The organism is Halosolutus gelatinilyticus (assembly GCF_023028105.1).
In the GTDB taxonomy this organism is placed as follows: Archaea; Halobacteriota; Halobacteria; order Halobacteriales; family Natrialbaceae; genus Halosolutus; species Halosolutus gelatinilyticus.
On record NZ_CP095491.1, the window covers coordinates 2,628,966 to 2,651,938 of the forward strand.

Sequence of the window (22,973 nt, forward strand, 5' to 3'; positions counted from 1 at the left end):
GTCGAAATCCGGCCGCGTACCCGTTGTTCCGTCGCAGGAACGCCACCTATATAATTCCCGTGACTGGTTCGTTTTCGTGAACGAAACCGGTCAGTCGGCGGTCGATCCGTCGCCGAGCACTGCCGCGATCGAGGCGGCGATTTCGTCTCCCAGTCCGGCCTTCGTTCCCTCGTAGCGCGCGGCGTCGGCCGCGTGGACCAGGAGAGCGCGGGTCCGATCGGCGCCCATCACGCTCGCGTCGTTGGCGACGACGAACGCGAGATCGGTCCGTTCGAGCGTCTCCCGCGCGGCGTCGATCATCGCCGCGTCGTCCCCCGACGTCTCGGTCTTGAACCCGACGATCGGCAACTCCGGATACCGATCGCGCACCTCGTCGATCACCTTGGGCGTCGGGTCGAGGTCGAGCGAGAGGTCCTGTCCGGAGCGGATCTTCTCCTCGCTCGGCTCGACGGTGTAGTCGCCGACCGCCGCCACGGAGACCAGCGCGTCGGCGTCGGCGCAGGCGTCGATCGTCGCCTCGAGCAGGTCGGCGGCGCGCTCGACCTCGCGCAACTCGGCGTAGGGCACCCCGGAATCGTCGAGCGCCGATTCGGCGCGCGAGATCGGGTGCGGACCGACGACGCCGTGGACGAGGGTCACGTCGGCCCCGCGAGCGTAACAGGCCCGCGCGATCGCTCGTCCCATCCGCCCCGACGATCGGTTCGTCAGCACGCGAACGGGGTCGATTTCCTCGCTCGTCGCGCCGCCGGTGACGACGACGTGCTCGCCCCCGAGGGGTCGATCGCCGGTAGCGCGAGCGACCTCGCAGACGATCGCCTCTTCGCTCGCGATCTTGGCCTTGCCCTCCTCGATGCGCGGCTCGACGAAGTCGACGCCCCATCCCTCGACGGTCTCTATCGCCTCGAGGACGCCGGGATGATCGTACATCGGTTCGTGCATCGCGGGCGCGACGACGACCGGCGTCCCGGCGCCGAGGGCCGTCGTCGCGCAGGTCGTCACCGGCGTGTCGTCGACGGCGCCCGCGATCTTGCCGACCGTGTTCGCCGTCGCCGGGGCGATCAAGAGGACGTCCGCCCAGCCGTCGTACCCGCAGAGCTCGACGTGTTCGACGCTCCCGGTGATCTCGGTGACGACGTCGTTCTCCGTGGCGAACTCGACGGCCCACGGGTGGACGATCCCCCGGGCGCTGCCGGTCATCACGCCCCGCACCGCGGCGCCCTGTCGTCGCAACTCGTGGGCCAGTTCGACCGTCTTCACGGCCGCGATCGATCCCGTGACCCCGAGCGCGACGTTGACTCCATCGAGCATTTGTTCGATGTTCTCACGGGGACGTGTTAAGGGTAGCGAGCGATCCGGTGGTTACGGATCGGGCGACACGTCGTCCACCGCGACCCGCATTCGGCGGCGGGCCGGTTCGAACCCGAGTTTGCGGTAGAACGCGACGGCGCGCTCGTTGTCCGCGTCGACGTCGAGCGCCAGTTCCGCACAGCCCGCGTCCCGCGCTCGATCCGCCGCGCGGTCGATCAGGTCGCGGGCGAGCCCCGTCCCGCGGTACGGCTCGCGGACGTAGATGTCGCCCACGACGACCCGATCCGGACGATCGAAGACCGATGGCGACTCGTCGACCTCGGTCGTGACGAAACCGGCGAGGACGCCGCCGTCGAGGTTGCTGTCGTCGCTCGCGTTCCGCTCTCCGTCTTCGTCTCCCGCTTCGTCGACGGCGATCCACGCGCGGTAGCCCGCCGACTCGAGCCGGTCGAGCCGAAACGGGATCTCCTCGGCGACCAGGTCGACGTCGTCGGCCAGCGCGTGAGCGTCGACGATCGCCTCGAGTTCGCGGTGATAGGGCAGCCACAGGCCTTCGACAAAGCGGCGGACGGCTCCGTCTTCGGCGGAAAGTCGTCGGATTTCCATCGTCTTCCGTTCGTCGCGAACGACCACGTGGGTTACGAGAGTTCCGCTTTCCGAACTCGTTGCGGCCGGAACCCGCGATCGCGGGTCGCTGCTCAATCGCCCGCTTGATCGACGCTGGGGTGCATCGTCGGCGTCTCGTCGAGGGGGTCGGCGAACGCGTCCAGAATCGTCTCTCGCGCCGTCTCGTCGCGTCGCCGTCGCTCCGCCTTGTCAATCTCCTCGCAGCCCGGGGGTACCTCGCGGTCCCGGCCGGTGAAGTAGCCCTCGGGGACGACCCAGTCGTTGTAGAAGTTGACCTCGGAGTCGTGGATCACCGCGAGGGCGACCTTCGCGCCGTGACCGGCGGCGACGATCGCCTGGTGGGGCTCCGCCGCGATTCGGCCCGCGGCGTAGACGCCATCGACGGCCGTTCGCCCGGCCTCGTCGACCGCGACGAAGTGTTTGTTACCGCGCTGCGTCCGCCCGACATCGAGCGGGACGAGGTAGTCGCTGTCCGACCAGGAGGCGGCGATCACGCGACGGGCCTCGATCGGGTCGCCGCCCTCGGTTTCGAGGACGAATCCCTTCTCGAGGTCCGCGTCGTCGGCCGGTTCGGCGCGGGTGACGCGCCCGAGTTCGAACGTCGCGCCCGCGTTCCCGGCCTGCTCGCGGACCAGTCGCAGGTAGCGCCGGGCGTCGACGCCGTCCGGGAAGCCAGGGTAGTTTTCGAGGCTAGCGTTGCGCGCGAGGATCGACTCCCCGCCGTCGACGACGAGGGTATCGAGCCCGGCGCGGGCGGTGAAGATCGAGGCGGCGAGTCCGGCGACGCCGCCACCAACGATGCAGACGTCTCGCATGGAGGACCGTTGCCGCCCTCGAGTATAGAAGGTTGCCAACTTCGTCGCCGGCCTGGTCAGCGATCGGAGCGCCGTCGCTCGTCGTCGTCACCTCGATCGTCGCACCGTCTTTCCGATGCCGATCGCGGCGCGGTCTCGGTCGCGGACCTAGAGCCGTCGAAATCGAGAGTAATCCTTACTATCGAACCGTTCGAACGGGACCCGTGGACAGAATTCTCCTCAGCACGCTCGCCTATCGCTCGCCGGAGGAGGTCTTCCCCTACGTCCGGTCGTTCACCGACTATCCGCGGTACACGGACCACCTGAAGGAGGTCCGCGTCCACGGGAACGGCGGCGTCGGCTCCGTCTACGATCTCGTGCTCGCCTGGTGGAAACTGAGCTACACCGCCCGATCGAAGGTGACGGCGATCTCCGAGCCGCACTCGCTGCAGTGGGAGTTGACCAACGAGATCGACGCCCGCGGCGAGTGGCGGGTCGAGGCGGAACCCGAGTCCGCCCCCGACGGCGAGGAGACGGCCAGCAGGATCTACTTCGAGGCGATCTACGATCCCCATTCGGCGAACGAGGACGCGCTCTCACTGCCGCGGTTCGTCTCGCTGGACTGGGTCGTCCGGAAGGTCAAACCGCGGCTGCTCGGCGAGGCCCGGACCGTCGTCGAACGGCTCGTCAGAGACATCGAAGGCCAGCGCCGGGAGGTGGAGCTGACGGTTCACGAAATGCCGTAGGGGAGGCGGGTCCGACGATCGCGGCGCCCGCGCCGAAACCGGCTGGCGCGCCGATCTACCCGGCGTTCCGGTTTCGATCGTCGCTCTCGGATCGGCCCTGCTCGTCCCACGGCAACCGACTTGTCGCTCGAATCCGTACTCGGAATCGATGCAAGCGATCGATCCGCATCCGGAGGGACGTGCGATCGGGCCGGCGTCGATTACCGGCGGACCAGTTCCGACTCAGGCCGCGCCAGCAGGGGTGCACGACGTGTGCGCGTGATCGTCATCGGCGCCGGCGAAGTCGGGACCAACATCGCCGAGAGCCTCGCGACCGACCACCACGTCGTCGTCGTCGACACGGACGAGGATCGGATCGATGCGATCACCTACTCCCACGACGTCCTCACGATCGAGGGCGACGGCACGTCGATCGAGACGCTCGACGAAGCCGGGATTCAGAGCGCGGATATGGTCATCGCCAGCACCGACGTCGACGAGACGAACATCGTCGTCTGCGGCGCGGCGAAGGCCGTCGCCAAGCCCTTCACGATCGCCCGCGTGAAGCAGACGAAACTGTTGCGGACCTGGGAGCGCTCGACGGGCGCGTTCGGCGTCGACTTCATGGTCTGTTCCGATCTGCAGACCGCCGAGACGATCGTCAGCATCGCCGGCTTGCCGGGCGCCCGCGACGTCGAAACCTTCGCGAACGGCATCGTCACGATGGCGGAGTTCGAAGTCGAGGCGGAGAGCCCGGTCGCCGGACAGACCGTCTCCGAGGCCGATCGGTTCGACTCGCTCACGTTCGCGGCGATCCTTCGCGGCGACGAGGTGATCATCCCACGGGGCGACACGGTGATTCGGGTCGGCGACGACATCGTCGTCATCGGCACCGATGCGAGTGTCCGCAGTTTCGCGAGCACGCTGACGACCGCGGCGACGATCGACGACGCCGACGAGGTCGTCATCGTCGGCGGCAGCGAGATCGGCGCGCAGACGGCGCGGATCTTCGAAGAGCACGGGTTCGAACCGCGACTCATCGAACGCGATCGCGATCGGGCGCGCGAACTCGCCGAGCGTCTCCCGGGAACGCTCGTCCTGCGAAGCGACGCGACCGACATCGACTTCCTCGTCCGCGAGCACGTCGGCGAGTCGGACATCGTCGTCGCCGCCCTCGACAGCGACGAGAAGAACCTGCTCGTCGCGTTGCTCGCCTCCCGGACCGGCGTCGATCGCACGATCGGCGTCGTCCAGAACGCGGAGTACGTCGATCTCTTCGAGACCGTCGGCATCGACGTCGGCGTCAACCCGCGCTTCGTCACCGCCGAGGAGATCACCCGCTTCACCCGGGAGCAGCCGACCGAGAACCTCGCCATGCTCGAACACGATCGCGCCGAGGTGCTCGAATTCGAGGTCGGACCCGGCAGTCTCCTTCAGGGAAACCGGATTCGGGACGTGACGGCGGAACTCCCCGATCGGGTCGTCATCGGGGCGGTGACCCGCGAGGGCGAGTTGATCACGCCCCGCGGGGAGACCGTCGTCCAGGAGGGCGATCACGTGGTCGTCTTCCTCGACACCGAGGTGCTCGACGCGGTGTCCGCGGTGCTCTAACCGAGCGAGAGTCGAACTCGCGGAAACCAGAGATTGACGCGGGAAGATCGATCGCAGGACGGAACCTAGAGCGTGTACTCGTGCGTGCCGTCCTCGGTTTCGAGGAACGCCTGCAGCAGCTCGATCGTCGCCGCGACGTCGTCGACGTGAGCCGTCTCGGTGACGGTGTGGAGGTACCGCGTCGGGATCGAAATGGCGCCGACGGGCTTTGCACCGCCCGAAAACTGGAATCCGGCAGTGTCGGTGCCGCCGGCGGGAAGGATCTCGTGTTGGTGGTCGATTTCGTGCTCTTCGGCGACGGCCGCCAGTCGGCGGTGAACCTTCGGATTCGTAATGACGCTTCCGTCCTTGAGTTTGATGGCGGCTCCCTCGCCGAGTTTCGTCACGTGTTCGCCGGCGTCGAACCCGGGCACATCGTTCGCGACGGTGACGTCGAGCGCGATCGCGAGGTCCGGGTCGACGTCGACGCCCAGCGCGCGGGCGCCCCGGAGGCCGACCTCCTCTTGAACCGTCGCACAGAAGTGGATCGTCGCCGCGGGATCCTCGATCCGGCGCGCCGCTTCGAGCATCGCGAACAGGCAGACCCGATCGTCGAGCGCCTTACCGGTGACCGTCTCGCCGACCAGTTCGGTGGTCTGGTCCATCGTCACGGGATCGCCGACGGAGACGCGATCCGCGAGCTCCTCGTAGGGGAGGCCGACGTCCACGAAGACGTCCTCGACCTCGGGGGTCTTCGTCCGGTCCTCGTCGTCCAGGGTGTGCGGCGGCGGCGAGCCGATGACGCCCGGTAGATCGCCGTCTTCCGCGTGGATCGTCACCCGCTGGGCCTTGAGCACCCGGGCGTCCCAGCCGCCGAGCGCTTCGAGTTCGAGGAAGCCGAACCCGTCTTCGTCTTTGTTGCGTCCCGTGACGTGACGCACCATAAAACCGATCTCGTCCATGTGGGCCGCGACGGCGATCGAGTAGTCGGATTCGCCCTCGATCGTCCCGACGACGTTTCCCATCGCGTCTGTTCGGACGCGATCGACGGTGTCCTCGAACTCCCGGATCACCAGATCGCGAACCCGGTCCTCGTAGCCGGGGACGCCGCTCGTTTCGGTCAGTTCGGTGAGTAACTCGAGGTCGAACGAGATCGTTGCCATACCAGTACGTCGACCGTACCGGCCTTAAGCCCGCTGAAAACGTCGGTCGCGTCGATTCGCCCGCTGTCGTCCGGAGTTCGGTAGCCGACCGGTAATCGACAGCAAAGATGGTGTACGTTTACGTGTGAACCGCGGAGTATTAACGGGTCCATCCGTTACACCTGATCATGAGTGACGTACGTGTGGCAGGTGTCGGCTTGACACCCTTCGGGAACGCGCCCGAACGGACGAGCCGGGATCTCTTCGCGGAAGCGAGTGTTACTGCCTTCGACGACAGCGGCGTCCCGCGCGACGACGTCGAGGCGCTCCTCTACGGGAACTTCATGGGGGAACTCTCGGAACACCAGGGGCACCACGGCCCGCTGATGGCCGAGGCCGCCGGGGTTCGGGCACCTGCGACGCGCTACGAGTCCGCCTGCGCATCGAGCGGCACCGCCGTTCGAGACGCGGTCAAGCGGATCCGCAACGGCGAGGAGGACGTGATCCTCGTCGGCGGCGCCGAACGGATGACCAACCTCGGAACGGCGGGCGCGACGGAGGCGCTCGCGATCGCCGCGGACGACCTCTGGGAGGTGCGGGCCGGGATGACCTTCCCGGGCGCCTACGCGCTGATGGCACACGCCTACTTCTCCGAGTACGGCGGCGAGCGCGAGGATCTGGCCCACGTCGCCGTCAAGAACCACGAGAACGCACTCGCCAACGACAAGGCCCAGTACCAGCGCGCGATCGACGTCGAGGACGTTCTCGACGCGCCGCAGGTCTCCAGTCCGCTGGGACTGTACGACTCCTGTCCGATCTCGGACGGCGCGGCCGCGGTCGTCCTCGCGAGCGAGGACTACGCCGAGGACCACGATCTCGACGCCCCCGTCGCGATCACCGGCACCGGACAGGGCGGCGATCGGATGGCCCTCCACGATCGGGAGTTCCTCGCGCGCTCTCCCGCGGCAGTCGAGGCCGGCGACGAAGCCTACGCCGAAGCCGGCATCGACGCGGCCGACGTGGACTTCGCGGAGGTCCACGACTGCTTTACGATCGCCGAGGTGCTCGCGATCGAGGCGCTCGGCATCGAGGAGGTCGGCGAGGGGATCTCCGCGGCTCGCGACGGCCGGACGACGGCCGACGGCGAGACGCCCATCAACCTCTCGGGCGGTCTGAAGGCGAAGGGACATCCGGTCGGCGCGACCGGCGCCTCTCAGATCGCCGAGGTCGCGAAACTCCTCTCGGGCGAGCACCCGAACAGCGAGCACGTCGCGGACGCGGCGGTCGGCGTCGCCCACAACGCGGGCGGCACGGTCGCGAGCGCGACGGTTCACGTCCTGGAGGTGGTGAACTGATGAGCGACACCGAAGACGGCGTCCAGGACGCGGGCTTCGACGAGTGGCTCGACGCCGCCGAGGACGGCGAGGCGTACTACCTCGAGTGTTCGAACGAACACGGCTCGCTGCCGCCGCGGCGGGTCTGCCCCGACTGCGGCGCGACGGATCTCGCGGACGTGCCTCTCCCCGAGACGGGCGAGATCGAGGCCTTCACGGTCACGTACGTGCCGACGCCCGCGTTCGAGGCGGACGCGCCGTTCGCGACCGCGATCGCGAACTTCGGGCCCGTGCGACTCACCGGCCAGGTCGTCGGCGTCGACCTCGAGGAGGTAAAATCCGGTCTCGAAGTCGAGATCGAGGTCTCCGTCTCGGAGACGACCGGCGAACGCGTGCTCGCGTTCTCGCCGAAGTAACGCGATCGCCGCGGGTTGCCATCGTCCGAAACGAGGCTACCGAGTTGCACTTCTCACGATTTGCCTTCCAGAAGCGTTTCCAGCTGAGCGCCGAGCGCCGCGAACCCCTCGTCCGTCACCGCGTGGCCCGCGCCCCGTGCGATCCGCGTCGTCACGTCGGCCTCACGGGCCTCGAAGACGCGAGCGCTCTCTCTGACCCGATCGATCGGCACGTACGGATCGTCGTCGCCGCACTCAAGCCGCACCGGGGTCCCGGAAAGCGATCCCTGCGGGAGCGATCGTCCGCCGATCGACGGCTCCGGGATCGTCCCGGAGAGGACGAACAGGCCGCCCAGCCGCCGGGGCCGTCGAAGGGCGAACTCGGCCGCGACACAGGCTCCCTGCGAGAATCCGACGATCACCGTTCGATCGGCGGGGACACCCGCGTCGGCCGCCGTTTCGACGGCTGCGCCGACCCGATCGACGGCCGACCCCAGCCACGGTTCGTTGTCGGCGATCGGAGCGCCGATCGGGTTCGGCAGCCAGCGACTCCGTCGGGCCCGCGGCGCCAGGACCGCGAGCCCGTGCCGGTACACCGGTTCGAACAGGTTGACGACGCCCTGCGCGGTTGCGCCGCGTCCGTGGAGCAAGACGAGCGCGGCGTTCGCGGCCGCGGCCGGCGCGCCCGCGATGAGGATTTCCTCGTCACCGTGCGGATCGATCGCCCCGCCGGAACCCGTCATTCGCCCTCGCGAGTCGATTCGTCGTCCAGCCCCGCGTCGTTTGCTCCGGCGTCGTCCGGGAGGCGGAGTTCGGGCAGTTGGCTCTCGATCAGCGATCGGTCCGCGTCGAACCGCGGTGGCAGGTACAGCGACTCGCCCGCCACCGGCGCGCCGCTCTCGTCTTCGGCGGTCGCCAGCCCCGGCGTCTCCGTCGCCAGTTCGAACAGGATCCCGCCGGGTTCGCGAACGTACAGCGAGTGGAAGAAGTGGCGATCTTTCACCCGGGAAACGTCGTAGTCGCGCTCCCGGAACAGATCGTGCCAGTCGTACAGTTCCTCGACGTCCGGCGCGCGGACGGCGACGTGGTGGAACGTCCCCGGTCCCTCCCTGCCGAACTCGGGCGGGCGATCGAGGACGTCGACGGTCGTCGCCCGATCGCCGCTCGCGCGGTAGCGGACCCGATGGCCTTCCTGGCCGCCCCGATCGAAGCCGAGCGTTTCGAGCGTCGCGGCCGTCGCGTACGGGTTCACGGAGTCGAGCGTGACGCCCCGAATGCCCCGTACTGCTGCCGACTCCGGAATGGGGCCGTCGATCCAAGGCTCCGTTCCGCGGGGTTCGGAATCGGCCGCGACCGCGACGAGTTCGATCGGCGTCCCGTCCGGGTCCGCAAACGAGAGCGTGCGCTCGTCGAATCGGCTCCTCTCGGCGACGTCGATTCCACGCGTTTCCAGCCGATCGGTCCAGTATCCGAGACTCCCCTCGGGAACGGCGAACGCGAGCGCCGTCGGCTGCGGCGAGCCGACGCGTCCCGGATCGGCCGCCGCAGTCGGGAAGAAGGTGACGACCGTTCCCGGGGAGCCGATCGCGTCGCCGTAGTAGAGGTGGTAGCCGAGGATGTCCTCGAAGTTCACGGTCCGTTTGCAAAACCGCAGCCCGACGGTTCCGGCGTACCAGTCCACGTTCGTCTGCGGATCGTCGGCGAGCCCGGTTACGTGGTGGATGCCGGGCGAATCCGTCAACTGGGTCACGGTCTAACGGAGGCCAGAAGCACGGAAAACGGTTGCGCGCGTTCGAATACGATCTTCGATCCCGCAGTTCACGCGCGCTCGGTTTCGACCGAGTACCGCGCGTCCCGGAACGCGATCAGCATCGAACCGTTCGCCGGGACCCGCGATCGCGTCGGGAAGGTCCGATCGCCGCCGACTCCGTCCCGGACGCGACGGCGATCGGGCGCGTATCGAACGACCGCTAGTCGACGTCCGAGATCGACGCGGCCGGGTCGGAATTTTCGCCCCGATCGCTCTACCGCTCCGCGCGCGGCAGTTCGGCGCTCAGGTACTCGACGAACTTGTCAGGGTGTTCGGCGTGGGGAAGCATGGTCGAGTAGTCGATGACGACCAGTTCGAGGTCGGCGGCCTCGGCGAGGTCGCGCCCCTCGCGGAGCGGGACGAGTTCGGCGTCGCGACCCCAGACGAGCGTCACCGGAACGTCGAGCGCCGCGAGTTCGGTCTGGAGGTCGAAGTCGGGGTCGAGCGTCCCCGCGGTGAAGGAGGCGGGGGCGTAGCGGGCGCCCGGCTGGTGGGCGCTCTTCCAGGCGTACTCAACCTCCTCTTCGCTGATCCGATCGGCGTCGTAGTAGCCGTCCCGATCGTAGAAGTAGCGGATCGACGGCTTGCTCGCGAGGAGGTTGAACAGCGTCGTGCCGACGATCGGCGTCCGGACGAGCGTCCGGAGCCACGGCCGCTCGGTCGTCGTCTCGTCGGTCGGGCAGATCAACACGAGGTGCTCCGTTTCGGTCTCGCCGGCGGCGTCGGCCGCGAACGCGCCGGTCAACGAAGTGGCGACCACGATCGGCTCGTCGGTGACGTCGGCCGCGAAGTCCCGGATGAACTCGGCGTAGAGGGTCGGCGAGTAGATTAACGGCGGCCGCTCCGAGCGGCCGAATCCGGGGAGGTCGACCGCGAAGACGCGGTAGTTCTCGGACAGCTGCTCGACGATCGGCTCGAACTCGTGGCTGCTCGCGCCCGCGTGGATGCCGTGACAGAGCAACACGTCCGGATCGGCGGGATCGCCGGCGACGGTGTAGGTCACCTCGATCCCGCGCCAGCGGTAGGTCCGTTCGATGCCCGGTAGCGGGTTCTCGAACTCGCTCGCGCGCCGTTTGAGGAGGCGATTCCCGAGGACCGCTGCGCCGACGGTTCCGATCGCGGCGCCGAGGACGGTGCGGGCTTCCATACGCCGCTCGTACGACAGCGCGTGCCTTAGAAGTGCGGTTCGAACGCAGATCCTGCCCCTCGTAACCGATCGCGCGGTCGATCGCGGGGCGGCCCTACTCGGGATCGGCGCCGGTCGTCTCCAGTTCGCCGAGGCACTCCTCGACCGGCGCGAGGAGGTCGCTCGCGATCGTGTACGGATCCGTCTCCCCCTCGCGAACGGCGTCCGCGAGCTCGTCGATCCCGCCCGCCCGTTCGAGTTCGGTCTCGAGCAGCGCGTGGACGTCCTCGCGCAGGAGCGTCCGGATCTCCTCGGCGTAGCGCCGGCGGGCCTTCTCGGTGCTCGCCCCGGAGTCGACCAGGTACTGCTGGTGGCCGGCGAGTTCGTCGATGAACTCGCCGACGCCGTCGCCCGTGGTCGCGACGGTCTCGACGATCGGCGGGCTCCACCGTTCGGGTTCGGCGCTTCCGGCACCCCCGCTTCCGTCTGTCCCGTCTCCGCGGTTACCCCGGCCGCCACCGCCGGCGCCCATCGCGTCGGCGCCGTGGTGTCCGCCGCCGCCCATTCCACCCGCTTCGCCGAGGTGGATCATATCGCGAAGCTCCTGGACGGTCCGATCGGCGCCCGGCCGATCGGCCTTGTTGACGACGAAGACGTCCGCGATCTCGAGGATGCCGGCTTTCAGGGTCTGGACGTCGTCGCCCGACCCGGGCGGCACGAGCACGGCCACGGTGTCGGCCGTGCGAACGACGTCGATCTCGTTCTGGCCGGCGCCGACGGTCTCGATGATGATCTTATCCTTGCCGAAGGCGTCCATCGCCTTCACGGCGTCCGCCGTCGCGGTCGAGAGTCCCCCCAGCGTGCCCCGGGCGCTCATCGACCGGACGAAGACGTCCATATCGCCGACCGTCGAGGCCATCCGGATGCGATCGCCGAGCACTGCGCCCCCGGTGAACGGCGAGGAGGGATCGATCGCGATGATGCCGACCGTCTCGCCGCCGTCGCGGTAGGCCTCGGCGAGTTTGTCGACCAGCGTCGACTTCCCGGCGCCCGGAGAGCCGGTGACGCCGATCACGTCCGCTTCGCCGGTGTGCGCGTACAGTTCCGAAACGAGGTCCCGGTAGCCGGGCGATCGGTTCTCGATCTTCGAGATGACGCGGGCGAGCGCCCGGTGCTCTCCCTCGAGCAGAGCCTCGAGCAACGATTCGTCGTCCGCGTTCATCGCTCGGGCGCGTTCTCGCGGACGAACTCGATCGTCTCCTCGATCGACGTTCCGGGGCCGAAGATCTCGGCCACGCCCTGGGCCCTGAGTTCGTCCCGGTCTTCCTCGGGGATCACGCCGCCGACGAGCACGAGCGTGTCCTCCTCGGCGCCGTACTCCGCCAGTCCGTCCATGATCTTCGGAACGAGCGTATCGTGTGCGCCCGAGAGGATGGAGATCCCGAGGACGTCGACGTCCTCCTGGACGGCGGCCTGGACGATCTCTTCCGGCGCCTTGTGCAGACCGGAGTAGATGACCTCGAAGCCGGCGTCGCGGAACGCGCGAGCGATGACGTGCGCACCGCGATCGTGACCGTCGAGCCCGACCTTCGCGACGAGACACCGGATCGACTCCTGCTCCTGTTCGCTGCTCATACCCCCATTTCCCGTGCCGCCTGTTTGACTTTAACGGATATTGCCTAGGATTGGGAGCCGCGTCGATCGCGACCAAGTCGCACGATCGCAGACGCCGATCGCGGACCCCGCGGCGGTCGGCGGGCGACACCGTGTCCGATCGGCGGTCGCCGAAGTAGTCACAATTTCGATAGGTATCGCGGCCGAGCGCATCACCACTGCGACTGGGTCGCATGCCGAACCAAAGGCCTAAGAGCGAAACTACCTTACATTCAGCTAATGACTATCGTTCATCTATTGCGGAGGGATCTGTCGTGGGCGTCGAGATAAAAGAAACGAGGGTGACCGACGCCGAGTTCGAAGAGATGAAAGGCTTCGTCTTCGAGTACCTCTCGGCCAGCGTCGAGAAGGAGGAGGAAGGCGGCCGGATGCGCTGGTACCCGTGGCACTCGGCCGAGTACCGGCACAACCACATCCTCAACGTCGTCGAACTCGCCGAAGAGATCGCCCACAAGGAGGGCGCGGACCCGGACGTGACGCGCGTCGCCGCGCTCTTTCACGACGTGGCGAAACTCGAGACGGATCAGGAACTCCACGCGGAAGCCGGCGCTCGCGTCGCCCGGGAGTACCTGACCTCCCGCGCCGAGTACCCGGAGTCGTTCGTCCACCAGGTGTGTCGCGCCGTCGAACATCACTCTTACCAGGGCAATCTGACCGATCTGTCGCTCGAGACCCAGTGTCTCATCGAGGCCGACCTGCTCGACAAGATCGGCGCCAACGGGACCGCGCTGATGTTGCTGCGGATGGGGTACGAGGCCCGCTGCCACATGGACGCCGACGAGATGGTCGAACGCGTCCTCGAACGCGGCTACGACGCCGCCGCGCGGGTCCAAAGCGACACCGCGGAGGGCATCGCCCACCAGCGCCTGAAGCGCGTCAAGTGGTTTCAGGAGTGGCTCGAGGACGAGATCGCCGCGATGGGCGACTAGCGGCGAGTCGTCGCCAGCCGTCGCGGACATAACGTCCGTTCGTAGCGGCCGCCATTTCCGATCGCGTGCTCGACTTCGGCGACGACTGCGGGCGCGCGCCGCTGCATCAGTCTTCGGGGCTCTCCTCGCATCAGAATCGTTTTAGTTTGGCGCTGCAGACGTTAGGATAGTAACATGTATGCCAGCAGTAATCTTGGGAACGCGCTCTCGGTCACCCGTCGCTATTTCGGGTCGCTCGGCGGTCGGGGCTGGCTCAAACTCGGGGTCGTCGTCTTCCTGCTCGGCGGACTCGGACTCTCGAGCCACCTGCTCAACGCGAGTCTCGAGCCGATCTGGGACGTGTTCGACGATCCGACCGGCGCGACGACCGAACTCGCGCTTCTGGCAGTGGGGCTCGGCGTCGTGATCGGCTTCGCGTACGTCAGTGCAGTCCTCGAGTTCGTCTTCGTCGACTCGCTGCGGACGGAGGCCGTTCGCTTCCGGCGGGACCTGCGGGCGAACTGCCGGCGCGGGTGCTGGCTCCTGTTGTTTCGCCTTTCCCTCGCGCTCAGCGCGATCGCCGTCGTCGCGATCGCCGTCGCCGCCGTCGTCTACGCGGGCGATATCGCCGCGCCCGACGAACTGTCGGCGGGCGAGATCGCCGTCATCGCGTTCGTCGCGGCCGCCGCGTTCGTCGGCTGGCACGCCGTCGACACGCTCACGACGGCGTTCGTCGTCCCGATCATGCTCCTGGACGATCGGGGCCCGATCGGCGGCTGGCGAGCGTTCGCGGGCGCGATGCGATCGAACCCGTGGGGAGCCGTCGGGTTTCTCGTCGTCGCGTGGACGATCGGGAGTACGCTCTGGCTCGTGATCACGGGTATCGGGTTCGTCGCGACTATTTTCGGTGTGTTGCTGTTCGCGGTCGCCGCGCTTGGACTGACCGCGGTCGACCAGAGCCTGGGATGGGTCGCCGTCGTCGCGCTGCTGGTCGCGTCCCTCGCCTATCAGTACGGCGTGGCGCTCGCGGCGGCGCCCGTCCGCGCCTACGTCCGCTACTACGCGCTGTTGATCCTCGGCGACACGACCGACGCCCTCGATCCCATCCCCGAACAGCGAGCGGCGGTGCGCGCTGACGCGGGGTCGGTCGCCGATCGCCGCGATCGTCTCGACCGGGCGGGGACCGCTCGATCCGCCGACGCCGGCGAACGGAACGCGATCGACGACGGCACCGACGAGTCCGCCTCGTGGGCCGGGCCGCGTAGCTGGGACGGACGCGCGTCGGAGGAACCGCGGAGCCGGGACGAACCGACGGCGGCGGAGCGTCGCGATCGGAACGACGGTTCGGACTCCCCCGATGAGGCGTCCGATCGCGAGGGGGCGTCGGACGACGAGCAGCGGGACGAGGGCTCGTAGCCGCGCGGGAGGAATCGCGACGGGTTGACGACGCCGTCGGCCCCGCGACGATCGCGCGGTCCGCTCAAAGGACGCCGAGCGCGCCCACGACGAGAAAGAGCAGGCCGAAGCCGGCCAGCACGACGGCGCTGAGGGCGGCGACGATCGGTGCGAAGGCGTCGACCCGCCGGCCCGCGGCGACCAGCGCGGCGGGGTAGGCGACGATCCAGACCGCGATTCCGCCGAAGAACCCGAGCAGTAGGGCGGGCGACCCGGTCTGTACGACGAGCGCACCTTCGAGGAGTTCGCCGACGCCCGGCACGTGCGCGAAGACGTCGAGGCTGCCGGCCCGGAGCAGGCCGACGCCGACGGTGAGCCAGAATCCGATCTGATAGGGGTTCGTCAGCGCGAGCACGAACGTCTTGCGAAAGCCCTTCGAACCGGCGCGGCCGCCGTCCGTGAACGAGGCCGCCGATCGGGCCTCCTCGATCGCGCCGACGGCGAAGTAGCACATGAGGAGGCCGCCGGCGAGGTAGAGGCCGGGCCGGACCGCGGGGTACCGATCGATGACCGCGACGACGCCGGCCAGCGCGAGCAGGAAGAAGAGGACGTCCGCGAGCATCGCGCCGAGACCGGCCCGGAAGCCGGCCGACCAGCCGCGGACGACGCTCTCCTCGGCGATGATGGCGTTCATCGGTCCCGGCGGCGCGGCGAGGGCGACGCCGAAGACGATCCCCGCGAAGGCCGTGGCGATCGGGGTGGTCACTGGTATCGGTCGCCCCTGGGTCCCCGGCGAGCAAAAAGACACTGGCTTCGGCCGCTCCGTCGTCGCGACCGGGCTGCCAATCGGCGGGGTCAGGCCTTCGCCTGCCAGTCCCGGATCCGATCGGCGCTGACGCCCTCGACGTCCTCCGCAACGGCGTCGGGGTCGCTCTCGGTCAGGTCGTCGAGGCTCTCGATGCCGGCTTCGGCGAGTTTCTCGACGGTCTTCGCGCCGACGCCGTCGAGCGCTTCGAGGTCCGATCCCGAGTCGCTCTCGCGGGCCTGGAACTCGCGGTAGTTGCAGATCGGACAGCCGAGTTCCCAGGGGTCGTCGCCGCTGTGGACGACGAGTTCGGGCAGGTCGTGCTCGTCGCAGTACTCGTCGGTGACCTCGATCTCTCCGCGCCGGGGTAGCGGCAGCGAGTACTCGCAGTCGGGGTAGCGGGTGCAGCCGACGAGGCGGGAGCCGCTCTGGAGGGTCTTGACCGCGAGTTCGCCGTCGTGTTCGTCTCCACACTCGGGACACGCGCCCAGAATCGGCCCCTCGCCTGCGTTTTCGGCCTTGCAGAGCGGACAGCCGTGGACGAACGTCTGGCGACCGGCGAGCATCTTGACCTCGTTTAAGCCGTGTTTCTCGCACTCGCTCTCCAAGATCAGCGGCTTGCCGGTCGAGGGCAGCGGGAGGGTGTTCTCGCAGTCCGGGTAGCCGTCGCAGCCGACGAAGTACGATCCGTGGCGGCTCCGGCGCACGAGGAGGTCCTCGCCGCACTCGGGACACGGGCCGAGGCGCTTGTCGTCCTTGAGCGACTTGCGCAGGTGATCGCCGATCTCGTCGCGCGAGTCCGCGAGGTTCGCGAAGATGTGCTCGAGCATCTCCCGGGACTCCTCGGTGACGTCGTCCAGCGTCGCCTCGCCGCTCGCGATCGCGTCCATGTCGCGCTCGAGTTGCGCGGTCATCTCCTCGCTGACGACGCGATCGGCGTAGTTCTCGGCCGCCTCGACGACGGCCATCGCGAGCCGCGTCGGTCGCGGCGGGTCGCTCTCGACGTAGCCGCGATCGTACAGCTTCTCGAGGATGTCGTGGCGGGTGGACTTCGTCCCGATTCCCAGATCCTCCATCGTCTCGATGAGCCGCGACTGGCCGTACCGGCGCGGCGGCTGGGTCTGTTTCTCCTCGAGTTCGACGCCGTCGATCGCGAGTTCCTCGCCCTCGTCGACGTCGGGGACGAAGTTTTCGCTGGTGTTGAAGTACGGGTAGACGTCGTGGTAGCCGGGTTCGACCAGCCGCTTGCCATTGGATTTCAGGCGGTAGTCGTCGACCTCGGTGACGACCTTGAGGTGCTCCCAGACGGCGGCCTCGGCGACGGTCGCGAAGAACCGGCGGACGACGAGTTCGAAGATTTCCCACTCGTCGTCGCTCACGTCGCCGCGGGACGGGATCTCGCCCGTGGGGTGGATGGGTGGGTGGTCGGTCGTCTCCTCGTCGCCCTCGGTGGGGACGACGTCGTCGTTTTCCAGCAGCGACTCGGCGGACTCGCCGAGCGTCGTGTGGCCGACGAAGTCGTCGAGCAGTTCCTCGGGATCTAAGTCGTCCGGATAGACGGTGTTGTCCGTCCGCGGGTAGGTGATGTAGCCCGCGGTATACAGATCTTCGGCGATCGACATCGCGCGCTTGGCGGAGTAGCCGATCGCGCTCGCCGCGCGGATGAACTGGGTCGTGTTGAACGGCGTCGGCGGCGTGTCCGTGCGCGTGCGCCGGTTGACGTCGACGACCGTGGCGCTGTCCCTCGCCGCGAGCGTCTCGTAGACCTCCTCGGCGATGGCCTCCTCCCAGACGCGCTCGGCCTCATTGTCGTCCTCGTCGCGGTAGAAGTACTGGGCCTCGAACGCGGCATCTGCGTCGGCTTTCACCAGGTCGGCGAAGAGCTCCCAGTAGTCCTCCGGATCGAACGCCTCGATCTCGCGCTCCCGATCGACGATCAGTTTGAGCGTCGGCGACTGCACCCGGCCCACCGAGATGAAGTCGTTGCCGAGTTGGCCCGCCGACAGCGAGAGAAACCGCGTCAGCGCGGCGCCCCAGACGAGGTCGATGATCTGGCGGGCCTCGCCTGCGGCGGCCAGATCGAAGTCCAGCTCGTCGGGTTCGTCGAAGGCGTTCTGGACCTCGTTTTCGGTGATCGAGGAGAACCGAACCCGGCGGATGGGGACGTCCTCGTTGACGTCGCGGACGATCTCGTAGGCCTCCTTGCCGATCAGTTCGCCCTCGCGGTCGTAGTCGGTCGCGATCGTCGCCCGCGCGGCCTTGCGGGCGAGGATGCGCAGCGTGGCGACGATGTTCTCCTGCGTGGGCGTCTTCTCGACGCTCGCGCCGATCAGTTCGACGGGTTCGACGTCCCGCCAGTCGGAGTACTCCGGCGGGAAGTCGACGCCGACCACGTGCCCCGACAGCCCCACGCACCGCTTGCCGCCCCACTCGTAGACGTTGACGCCGTTCTCGCGGCTCGAATCGTAGGTGCCGCCGCTCAGGATGTCGGCGATCCGACGGGCTGCGTTGTCCTTCTCGGTGATTATCAGCTCCACGCCGGCTCACCTCCTCGCGCGCGGTGATCGGAGAAACGGATATCGATCATCGTGGCTCGGTACGATTGAGTCTCTGATAACGCTTTCGCCGAAACCGGCAGACAGCGCGGGTGTGCGTGCGTTCGCGGGCGCACTCAACGCGTGTGCGCGAGGACCACAACGAGGCGACGGCCACGGAATAGCAGCCGGGTTCGACGGCGGACCGACGGCCGATTTCGATGCGTAGCGCGCGTCGGTCCGACCGGATCGGCGATCGCCGCGGAGCCGGCAACGGGGACGGGGAAGGGGAGTGCTTTTCCGACGGCCGAACGAGAGTCGGACGATACCGTGTCGGGGACCGAGCGGAAGCGAGTGGACATGACGACGGGGGCGATTCCCCCGAAACTGCTGCACCTCGCGTGGCCGGTGGTGCTCGGCAACCTCCTCCAGACCGTCTACAACCTCGCGGACATGTTCTGGGTCGGCCGCGTCAGCAGCGAGGCCGTCGCCGCCGTCTCCCTGATGTTTCCCCTCTCGTGGATGTTCGTCTCGACGGCGATGGGGATCACCGCCGCGACGATCGCGCTGGTCTCCCAGTACGTCGGCGCGGGGGACGATCGGACGGCCGATCGGGTCGTCGCCCAGACGATCCTGCTCACGCTGGCCGTCTCGGCGGCGCTCGCGGCGATCGGACTGGCGTTCCGACGCCCGCTACTTCGACTCATCGGGGCCCAGGAGCAGGTGTTCGCCGAGGCGCTTTCCTACATCGAGGTGATCTTCCTCGCGCTGCCGTTGACGTTCCTGTTTTTCGCGTTCCGATCGTCGCTGCAGGGCGCCGGCGACACGAAGACGGCGATGTGGCTCGTGCTCGTCTCCGCCGGGATCAACGTCGTGCTCGACCCGTTTTTGATCCTCGGCTGGGGGCCGGCGCCCGCGATGGGAACCCGCGGCGCGGCGATCGCGACGTTCGTCGCCCGCGGCCTCGCGACGGCGGCTGGGATCGCCATCCTGCTGGACGGGCGATTCGGCGTTCGGCTCCGGCCGGGCGACCTCGCGCCGGACCTCGACCTCCAGCGGCGGCTGATCGCCGTCGGCTATCCGGCCACGATCGACGGCTGGGCGCGCAGTTTCGCCGCGGTCGCGATGGCCGGCTTCGTCGCTCGATTCGGCGCCGCACCCACGGCGGCGTACGGGATCGGCGTCCGCCTGATGTCGGTGACGTGGGCCGTCTCGGGCGCGGTCGGCGACGCGACGGCCACCGGCGTCGGTCAGAACCTCGGCGCGAGGACGCCCGATCGGGCGGCCGCGGTCGCGCGCACGGCGACCGCAGCGACGATGGCGATCATCTTCGCCGTCGCGGCCGTCCTCGTCGCCTTCCCGGCGGCGGCCATGCGCGTCTTCGTCGCCGACGCCGACGTGATCGCGGAGGGTGTCCGCTTCCTGCGGATCATGGCGCCGTTCTGGGCGCTGTTCGCGGGCGTGATGGTCATCCAGGGCGCGCTCCGGGGCGCCGGAAACACGAAGGCGGCGATGGCGCTCTCGTTTCTCTCGCGGTGGGTGTTCCGGGTTCCCGTCGCGCTCGTGCTCGCGTTCGCCTGGACGATCACGATTCCGGGTCTCGGGATCACCGTCGGCGCGCTCGACTGGGGCGCCGACGGGATCTGGTGGGCGTTCTCGTTCGGGATGGCCGCCTCGTTCGTCGTCGCCGTCGCGTGGTTCCGGTTGGGGACGTGGCGCGAAGGCGTAATCGAGGGCGCCGCGGACGAAGAGGACCGGACGTCGCCGGAGGATCGGACGACCACGGGCAGCGACACGGAGTTTCTGGACGACTGAGCTGCGTCGAGCAGCGGCTCGCGTCGCATCACGTTCCCGAAGTCGAATTCGTCGGCGCGTCCGCCAGATAAGTCACACCAGTGATAGATGTGTGTGAAATGAGACAGAAATTTCCGGTATTCATCCCGGACGTTGTTTTTTACTGTCAGTACAAATTCGTCCGATCCAAAAAGATCATACTCGGAAATAAGGTTCTCACGGGAAATGACCGATCGGATCCACAGCATCGATTCGGTGCGGATAATCGCGATGGCGTTTGTTGTCATGATCCATACAGATCCGTTCAGAGGTCTCGGGATGTACGGCAATATGGTTAATTTCACGATAGATTCGACGGCGCGGTTCGCCGTTCCGTTCTTTTTCATGACATCCGGCTACCTGTTCGCCCGTAAAACGGCGGATCGAGATCCGGCCGCCTACCTCGTCGAACGGACGGCCACGATCGTCTCGCTCTACGCGTTCGGGCTGGCGCTCACCGTGCCGGTGTTTCTCGCGGGAACCGTCGTGCTCGACGGCGCCGAAAACGGCGACCCCGTCGGTAGCGGCGTTCGGCAACTCGTCGAATTTCTCTCGCCCCTCGAGCTCCTCTACTACGGGGACTCCGTGTCGGTCGTCCTGTGGTTCCTTCCGGCGCTTGTGTTCTCGCTACTGCTCGTCCACACCTTCGCGCAGGCCGGCAAGACGGCGTATCTGGTGCCGATTTCGCTCGCCTTCCACGTCGTCGGTCTCCTGGGAACGAGCTACACGATGTTCGTTGACGTACCGTTCGAGGTTCGGGACGCCCTCTTCTTCGGGTTCTTCTACACCGGTCTCGGCTACTACGTCGGCGCTCGCGACTGGCGGCCGAAAACCGATCGAAGTCGGGTGTACCTCGGTGCGACCGGGCTCTTCGGCGCACTCCACGTCGGAGAGCGATACGTGCTCGGATACGTCGTCACGGGAGAAACGCTCTCCCAGACCGTGTACGCGGCGAGTTACACGATCGGAACGGCGCTGTTCGCGATCTCGCTGTTCGCGTTCCTCCTCTCGCGGCCGGGGCTCGGGAGGGGGACCCCGTTGCCCTCGTGGGGGAAGTACGCCGTCGGCATCTACGTCACCCATCCGGCCGTTCTGCATCTGTTAGAGCGGACGGCGGAGGTTCTGAACGGGATGGGGTACGAGGTTACCACCACGCTGCTATGGCACCTCACGCTGACGCCCGCGACGTTCTTCGGGGCGTTGCTGGTCTACCTCTCGGTGCGCGAAGTCGGGGCGCTCCGGGACGGGAAAACCCCCTTCTCGAGGCCGCGGTCGGACCGGAATCGCGATCCGAACTGATCGACGGCGATCGTCCGCTCCGCCGATCGCGGCGCGCGGTGTCGACCGCGGTCGCCGGTTCGAGCCGTCTTCGCCCCCTCGTCGATCACCGGTTCAGGAGACTCGCCGGGAGCCACCGCTCCAGGGCCGGACTAAACTCGGCGACCATCTGCGCGTCGTCGTCGGTGAACGCGTCGGAGGCGACCAGCGAGAGCAGGTACGTCAGGACGACCACGATCGGGAGGACGGCGACGATCAGCAGGTCCGAGTCGAGGAGCAAGACGACGGGAGCGCCGGCGATCGTCGCGGGTACCCCGGCGCCGACGACCTTGGCGAACTCGCCGGTAAACGGGTGGATCTCGTCGAGTCGGTACACCTCGACGAGCGTCAGACAGCCGACGACGACGAGCGCCGTCGCCGATCCGATCGCGGCCCCTTCGATCCCGATGAACGGCACGAGCGCCAGCGAGACGACGAGGTTCGTCCCGAAGAGGACGAGGGTGTTGGCGAAGACGATCCGCGAGTAGCCCATCCCCTGGAGCAGCGAGCCGTCGGGACCGCCGAAGGTGACGTTGAACAGGAACGCCCCGGCCAGCAGGACGACGACCAGGTTCGCCTCGGCGTATTGGGGCGTATAGAGCACGGCGAGGTAGGAACTCGCGCCGAGCGAGAGGACGATCGCGATCGGCATCGTCAGCCCGACGATCCAGCGGGCCATCACCCGGAACCGCTGCTGGACGAGCGCGGTGTCGTCGCGCGTCTCGGCGATCAGCGGCTTGAACACCGGCGAGAGGGAGTTGAACATGATCATCAGCCCGGAGCCGAGCATGTAGCCGACGCGGTAGATGCCGACCTGTTCGGAGTCGAGGTAGAAGCCGAGCACGAAGTAGTCGACGTGGCCCATGAGGACGAAGACGACGCTCGTCATCGCCAGCGGGACCGAGTACTTCACGAGCGGTCCCGGCGGAACGAGTTCCGTCTCCACCGTCAGGAGGTCCCACGCCCGGTAGACGAACACCGCCGCGCCGACCGCGATCGCGACGAACAGGCCGACGACGTAGCCGGCGATGAGGCCGAGCAGCCCCCAGCCGATGAGCAGGAGCCCGGCGGTGACCGAGAACCGGACGATCGGGCGCACGAGGTCGCGCATGATGACCCGGTACTGGAGCTTCTTGATGCTGTAGTAGGAGGTCAGCAGGACGTTGTAGATCGCCAGCATCGGGATCGTCACCGAGAGGAGCAGGAGGCCGACCCGCAGCGGCGGCTCCCGGAAGAACTCGCCGATCGACGTCGCGGACAGCGCGAGCGCGAGCGCGACCAGCGAGGAGGTGATCAGGACCGTCGCGGTCACCTGAACGATCACGCCCTTGGCCTTCCCGCGTTCGTCCTCGTCGAGGTACTGCGGGACGAAGTAATCGATCGCGAGCGGCAGCCCGAGGTTCGCGAACACCTGGGTAAAGAGGATGACGGAGGTCCCCAGCACGAACAGCCCGTAGACCGAGGGGGCGACGAACCGCGTCATCAGCATCACGATGGCGAAGCTGAGGACTCCCTTGACGACGTTGCCGACGAACGTGATCCCACCCTGTTTCGCGAGTGTCGAGACGCCCTCGTCGCGATCGGTCATGGCGACAGCGGTGGCATCGACTGCGGTACTGTGTCCGGCGGTGCCTCTTGCGTTCGCATGCCCGGTAC

The 22,973-nt window shown here is 67.8% G+C and carries 20 protein-coding genes; 8 read left to right on the forward strand and 12 right to left on the reverse strand.

Annotated features, from left to right (window positions below; all coding sequences use genetic code 11):
* Positions 1-90: 90 nt before the first annotated feature.
* The 3 genes from coaBC to MUH00_RS13030 form a co-directional block, all read right to left on the reverse strand.
* A complete protein-coding gene (gene coaBC / locus MUH00_RS13020) occupies positions 91-1,308 on the reverse strand; it encodes a bifunctional phosphopantothenoylcysteine decarboxylase/phosphopantothenate--cysteine ligase CoaBC (RefSeq protein WP_246999172.1) in 1,218 nt (405 codons plus the stop codon).
* Between the two features lie 51 nt (positions 1,309-1,359).
* Entirely contained in the window at positions 1,360-1,914 is a 555-nt protein-coding gene (locus MUH00_RS13025) for a GNAT family N-acetyltransferase (RefSeq protein WP_345780929.1), read from the reverse strand.
* Positions 1,915-2,006: 92 nt separating this feature from the next.
* On the reverse strand, positions 2,007-2,750 hold the full coding sequence (locus MUH00_RS13030; protein WP_246999175.1) for an NAD(P)/FAD-dependent oxidoreductase: 744 nt from the start codon (positions 2,748-2,750) through the stop codon (positions 2,007-2,009).
* 203 nt (positions 2,751-2,953) lie between these two features.
* Here MUH00_RS13030 and MUH00_RS13035 point away from each other — a divergent pair, with 203 nt between their 5' ends.
* A complete protein-coding gene (locus MUH00_RS13035; RefSeq protein ID WP_246999176.1) occupies positions 2,954-3,475 on the forward strand; it encodes an SRPBCC family protein in 522 nt (173 codons plus the stop codon).
* 252 nt (positions 3,476-3,727) lie between these two features.
* Complete coding sequence (trkA, locus tag MUH00_RS13040; protein ID WP_246999177.1) at positions 3,728-5,065, forward strand: Trk system potassium transporter TrkA; 1,338 nt, start codon at positions 3,728-3,730, stop codon at positions 5,063-5,065.
* A 65-nt stretch (positions 5,066-5,130) separates the two neighbouring features.
* On the opposite strand, the gene MUH00_RS13045 is transcribed toward trkA, so the two are convergent.
* Entirely contained in the window at positions 5,131-6,207 is a 1,077-nt protein-coding gene (locus tag MUH00_RS13045; protein ID WP_246999178.1) for a M42 family metallopeptidase, read from the reverse strand.
* A 167-nt stretch (positions 6,208-6,374) separates the two neighbouring features.
* Between MUH00_RS13045 and MUH00_RS13050 the strand changes: the two genes are divergently transcribed.
* Together MUH00_RS13050 and MUH00_RS13055 are read left to right on the forward strand one after the other, a co-directional pair.
* A complete protein-coding gene (locus MUH00_RS13050) occupies positions 6,375-7,541 on the forward strand; it encodes a thiolase domain-containing protein (protein WP_246999179.1) in 1,167 nt (388 codons plus the stop codon).
* Positions 7,541-7,936, forward strand: a complete 396-nt coding sequence (locus tag MUH00_RS13055; RefSeq protein ID WP_246999180.1) for a Zn-ribbon domain-containing OB-fold protein — start codon at positions 7,541-7,543, stop codon at positions 7,934-7,936. Before MUH00_RS13050 ends, MUH00_RS13055 begins: the two co-directional genes overlap by 1 nt.
* A 53-nt stretch (positions 7,937-7,989) precedes the next feature.
* Here MUH00_RS13055 and MUH00_RS13060 read toward each other — a convergent pair whose 3' ends face one another.
* From MUH00_RS13060 to MUH00_RS13080, 5 genes are all read right to left on the reverse strand, one after another.
* Complete coding sequence (locus MUH00_RS13060; RefSeq protein ID WP_246999182.1) at positions 7,990-8,658, reverse strand: alpha/beta hydrolase; 669 nt, start codon at positions 8,656-8,658, stop codon at positions 7,990-7,992.
* Positions 8,655-9,665 carry a VOC family protein gene (locus MUH00_RS13065; RefSeq protein ID WP_246999189.1) on the reverse strand — a complete coding sequence of 337 codons (1,011 nt, stop codon included), beginning with the start codon at positions 9,663-9,665 and terminating at the stop codon, positions 8,655-8,657. The genes MUH00_RS13060 and MUH00_RS13065 overlap by 4 nt, the downstream gene beginning before the upstream one ends.
* A gap of 274 nt (positions 9,666-9,939) precedes the next feature.
* The gene (locus tag MUH00_RS13070; protein ID WP_246999190.1) at positions 9,940-10,872 is read right to left on the reverse strand and encodes an alpha/beta fold hydrolase; all 933 of its coding nucleotides are present in this window, start codon (positions 10,870-10,872) and stop codon (positions 9,940-9,942) included.
* 94 nt (positions 10,873-10,966) lie between these two features.
* The gene (gene meaB, locus MUH00_RS13075) at positions 10,967-12,073 is read right to left on the reverse strand and encodes a methylmalonyl Co-A mutase-associated GTPase MeaB (RefSeq protein ID WP_246999192.1); all 1,107 of its coding nucleotides are present in this window, start codon (positions 12,071-12,073) and stop codon (positions 10,967-10,969) included.
* Positions 12,070-12,486 carry a cobalamin B12-binding domain-containing protein gene (locus MUH00_RS13080; protein ID WP_246999194.1) on the reverse strand — a complete coding sequence of 139 codons (417 nt, stop codon included), beginning with the start codon at positions 12,484-12,486 and terminating at the stop codon, positions 12,070-12,072. The genes meaB and MUH00_RS13080 overlap by 4 nt, the downstream gene beginning before the upstream one ends.
* A 293-nt stretch (positions 12,487-12,779) precedes the next feature.
* On the opposite strand from MUH00_RS13080, the gene MUH00_RS13085 reads away from it, so the two are divergent.
* Positions 12,780-13,454, forward strand: coding sequence for an HD domain-containing protein (locus tag MUH00_RS13085; protein ID WP_246999196.1), 675 nt, complete (start codon positions 12,780-12,782; stop codon positions 13,452-13,454).
* A gap of 174 nt (positions 13,455-13,628) precedes the next feature.
* Positions 13,629-14,849 carry a DUF7544 domain-containing protein gene (locus tag MUH00_RS13090; protein ID WP_246999198.1) on the forward strand — a complete coding sequence of 407 codons (1,221 nt, stop codon included), beginning with the start codon at positions 13,629-13,631 and terminating at the stop codon, positions 14,847-14,849.
* 64 nt (positions 14,850-14,913) lie between these two features.
* On the opposite strand, the gene MUH00_RS13095 is transcribed toward MUH00_RS13090, so the two are convergent.
* Positions 14,914-15,522 carry a LysE family translocator gene (locus tag MUH00_RS13095; protein WP_247003966.1) on the reverse strand — a complete coding sequence of 203 codons (609 nt, stop codon included), beginning with the start codon at positions 15,520-15,522 and terminating at the stop codon, positions 14,914-14,916.
* A gap of 161 nt (positions 15,523-15,683) precedes the next feature.
* The gene (locus tag MUH00_RS13100; protein WP_246999200.1) at positions 15,684-18,170 is read right to left on the reverse strand and encodes a DNA topoisomerase I; all 2,487 of its coding nucleotides are present in this window, start codon (positions 18,168-18,170) and stop codon (positions 15,684-15,686) included.
* Between the two features lie 357 nt (positions 18,171-18,527).
* Between MUH00_RS13100 and MUH00_RS13105 the strand changes: the two genes are divergently transcribed.
* Together MUH00_RS13105 and MUH00_RS13110 are read left to right on the forward strand one after the other, a co-directional pair.
* A complete protein-coding gene (locus MUH00_RS13105) occupies positions 18,528-19,982 on the forward strand; it encodes an MATE family efflux transporter (protein ID WP_247003967.1) in 1,455 nt (484 codons plus the stop codon).
* A gap of 204 nt (positions 19,983-20,186) precedes the next feature.
* Positions 20,187-21,299 (forward strand): acyltransferase, encoded by a 1,113-nt coding sequence (locus MUH00_RS13110; RefSeq protein ID WP_425603009.1) that lies wholly within the window; start codon positions 20,187-20,189, stop codon positions 21,297-21,299.
* A gap of 85 nt (positions 21,300-21,384) precedes the next feature.
* Here MUH00_RS13110 and MUH00_RS13115 read toward each other — a convergent pair whose 3' ends face one another.
* Positions 21,385-22,905 carry a flippase gene (locus MUH00_RS13115; RefSeq protein ID WP_246999204.1) on the reverse strand — a complete coding sequence of 507 codons (1,521 nt, stop codon included), beginning with the start codon at positions 22,903-22,905 and terminating at the stop codon, positions 21,385-21,387.
* Between the last annotated feature and the right edge of the window lie 68 nt (positions 22,906-22,973).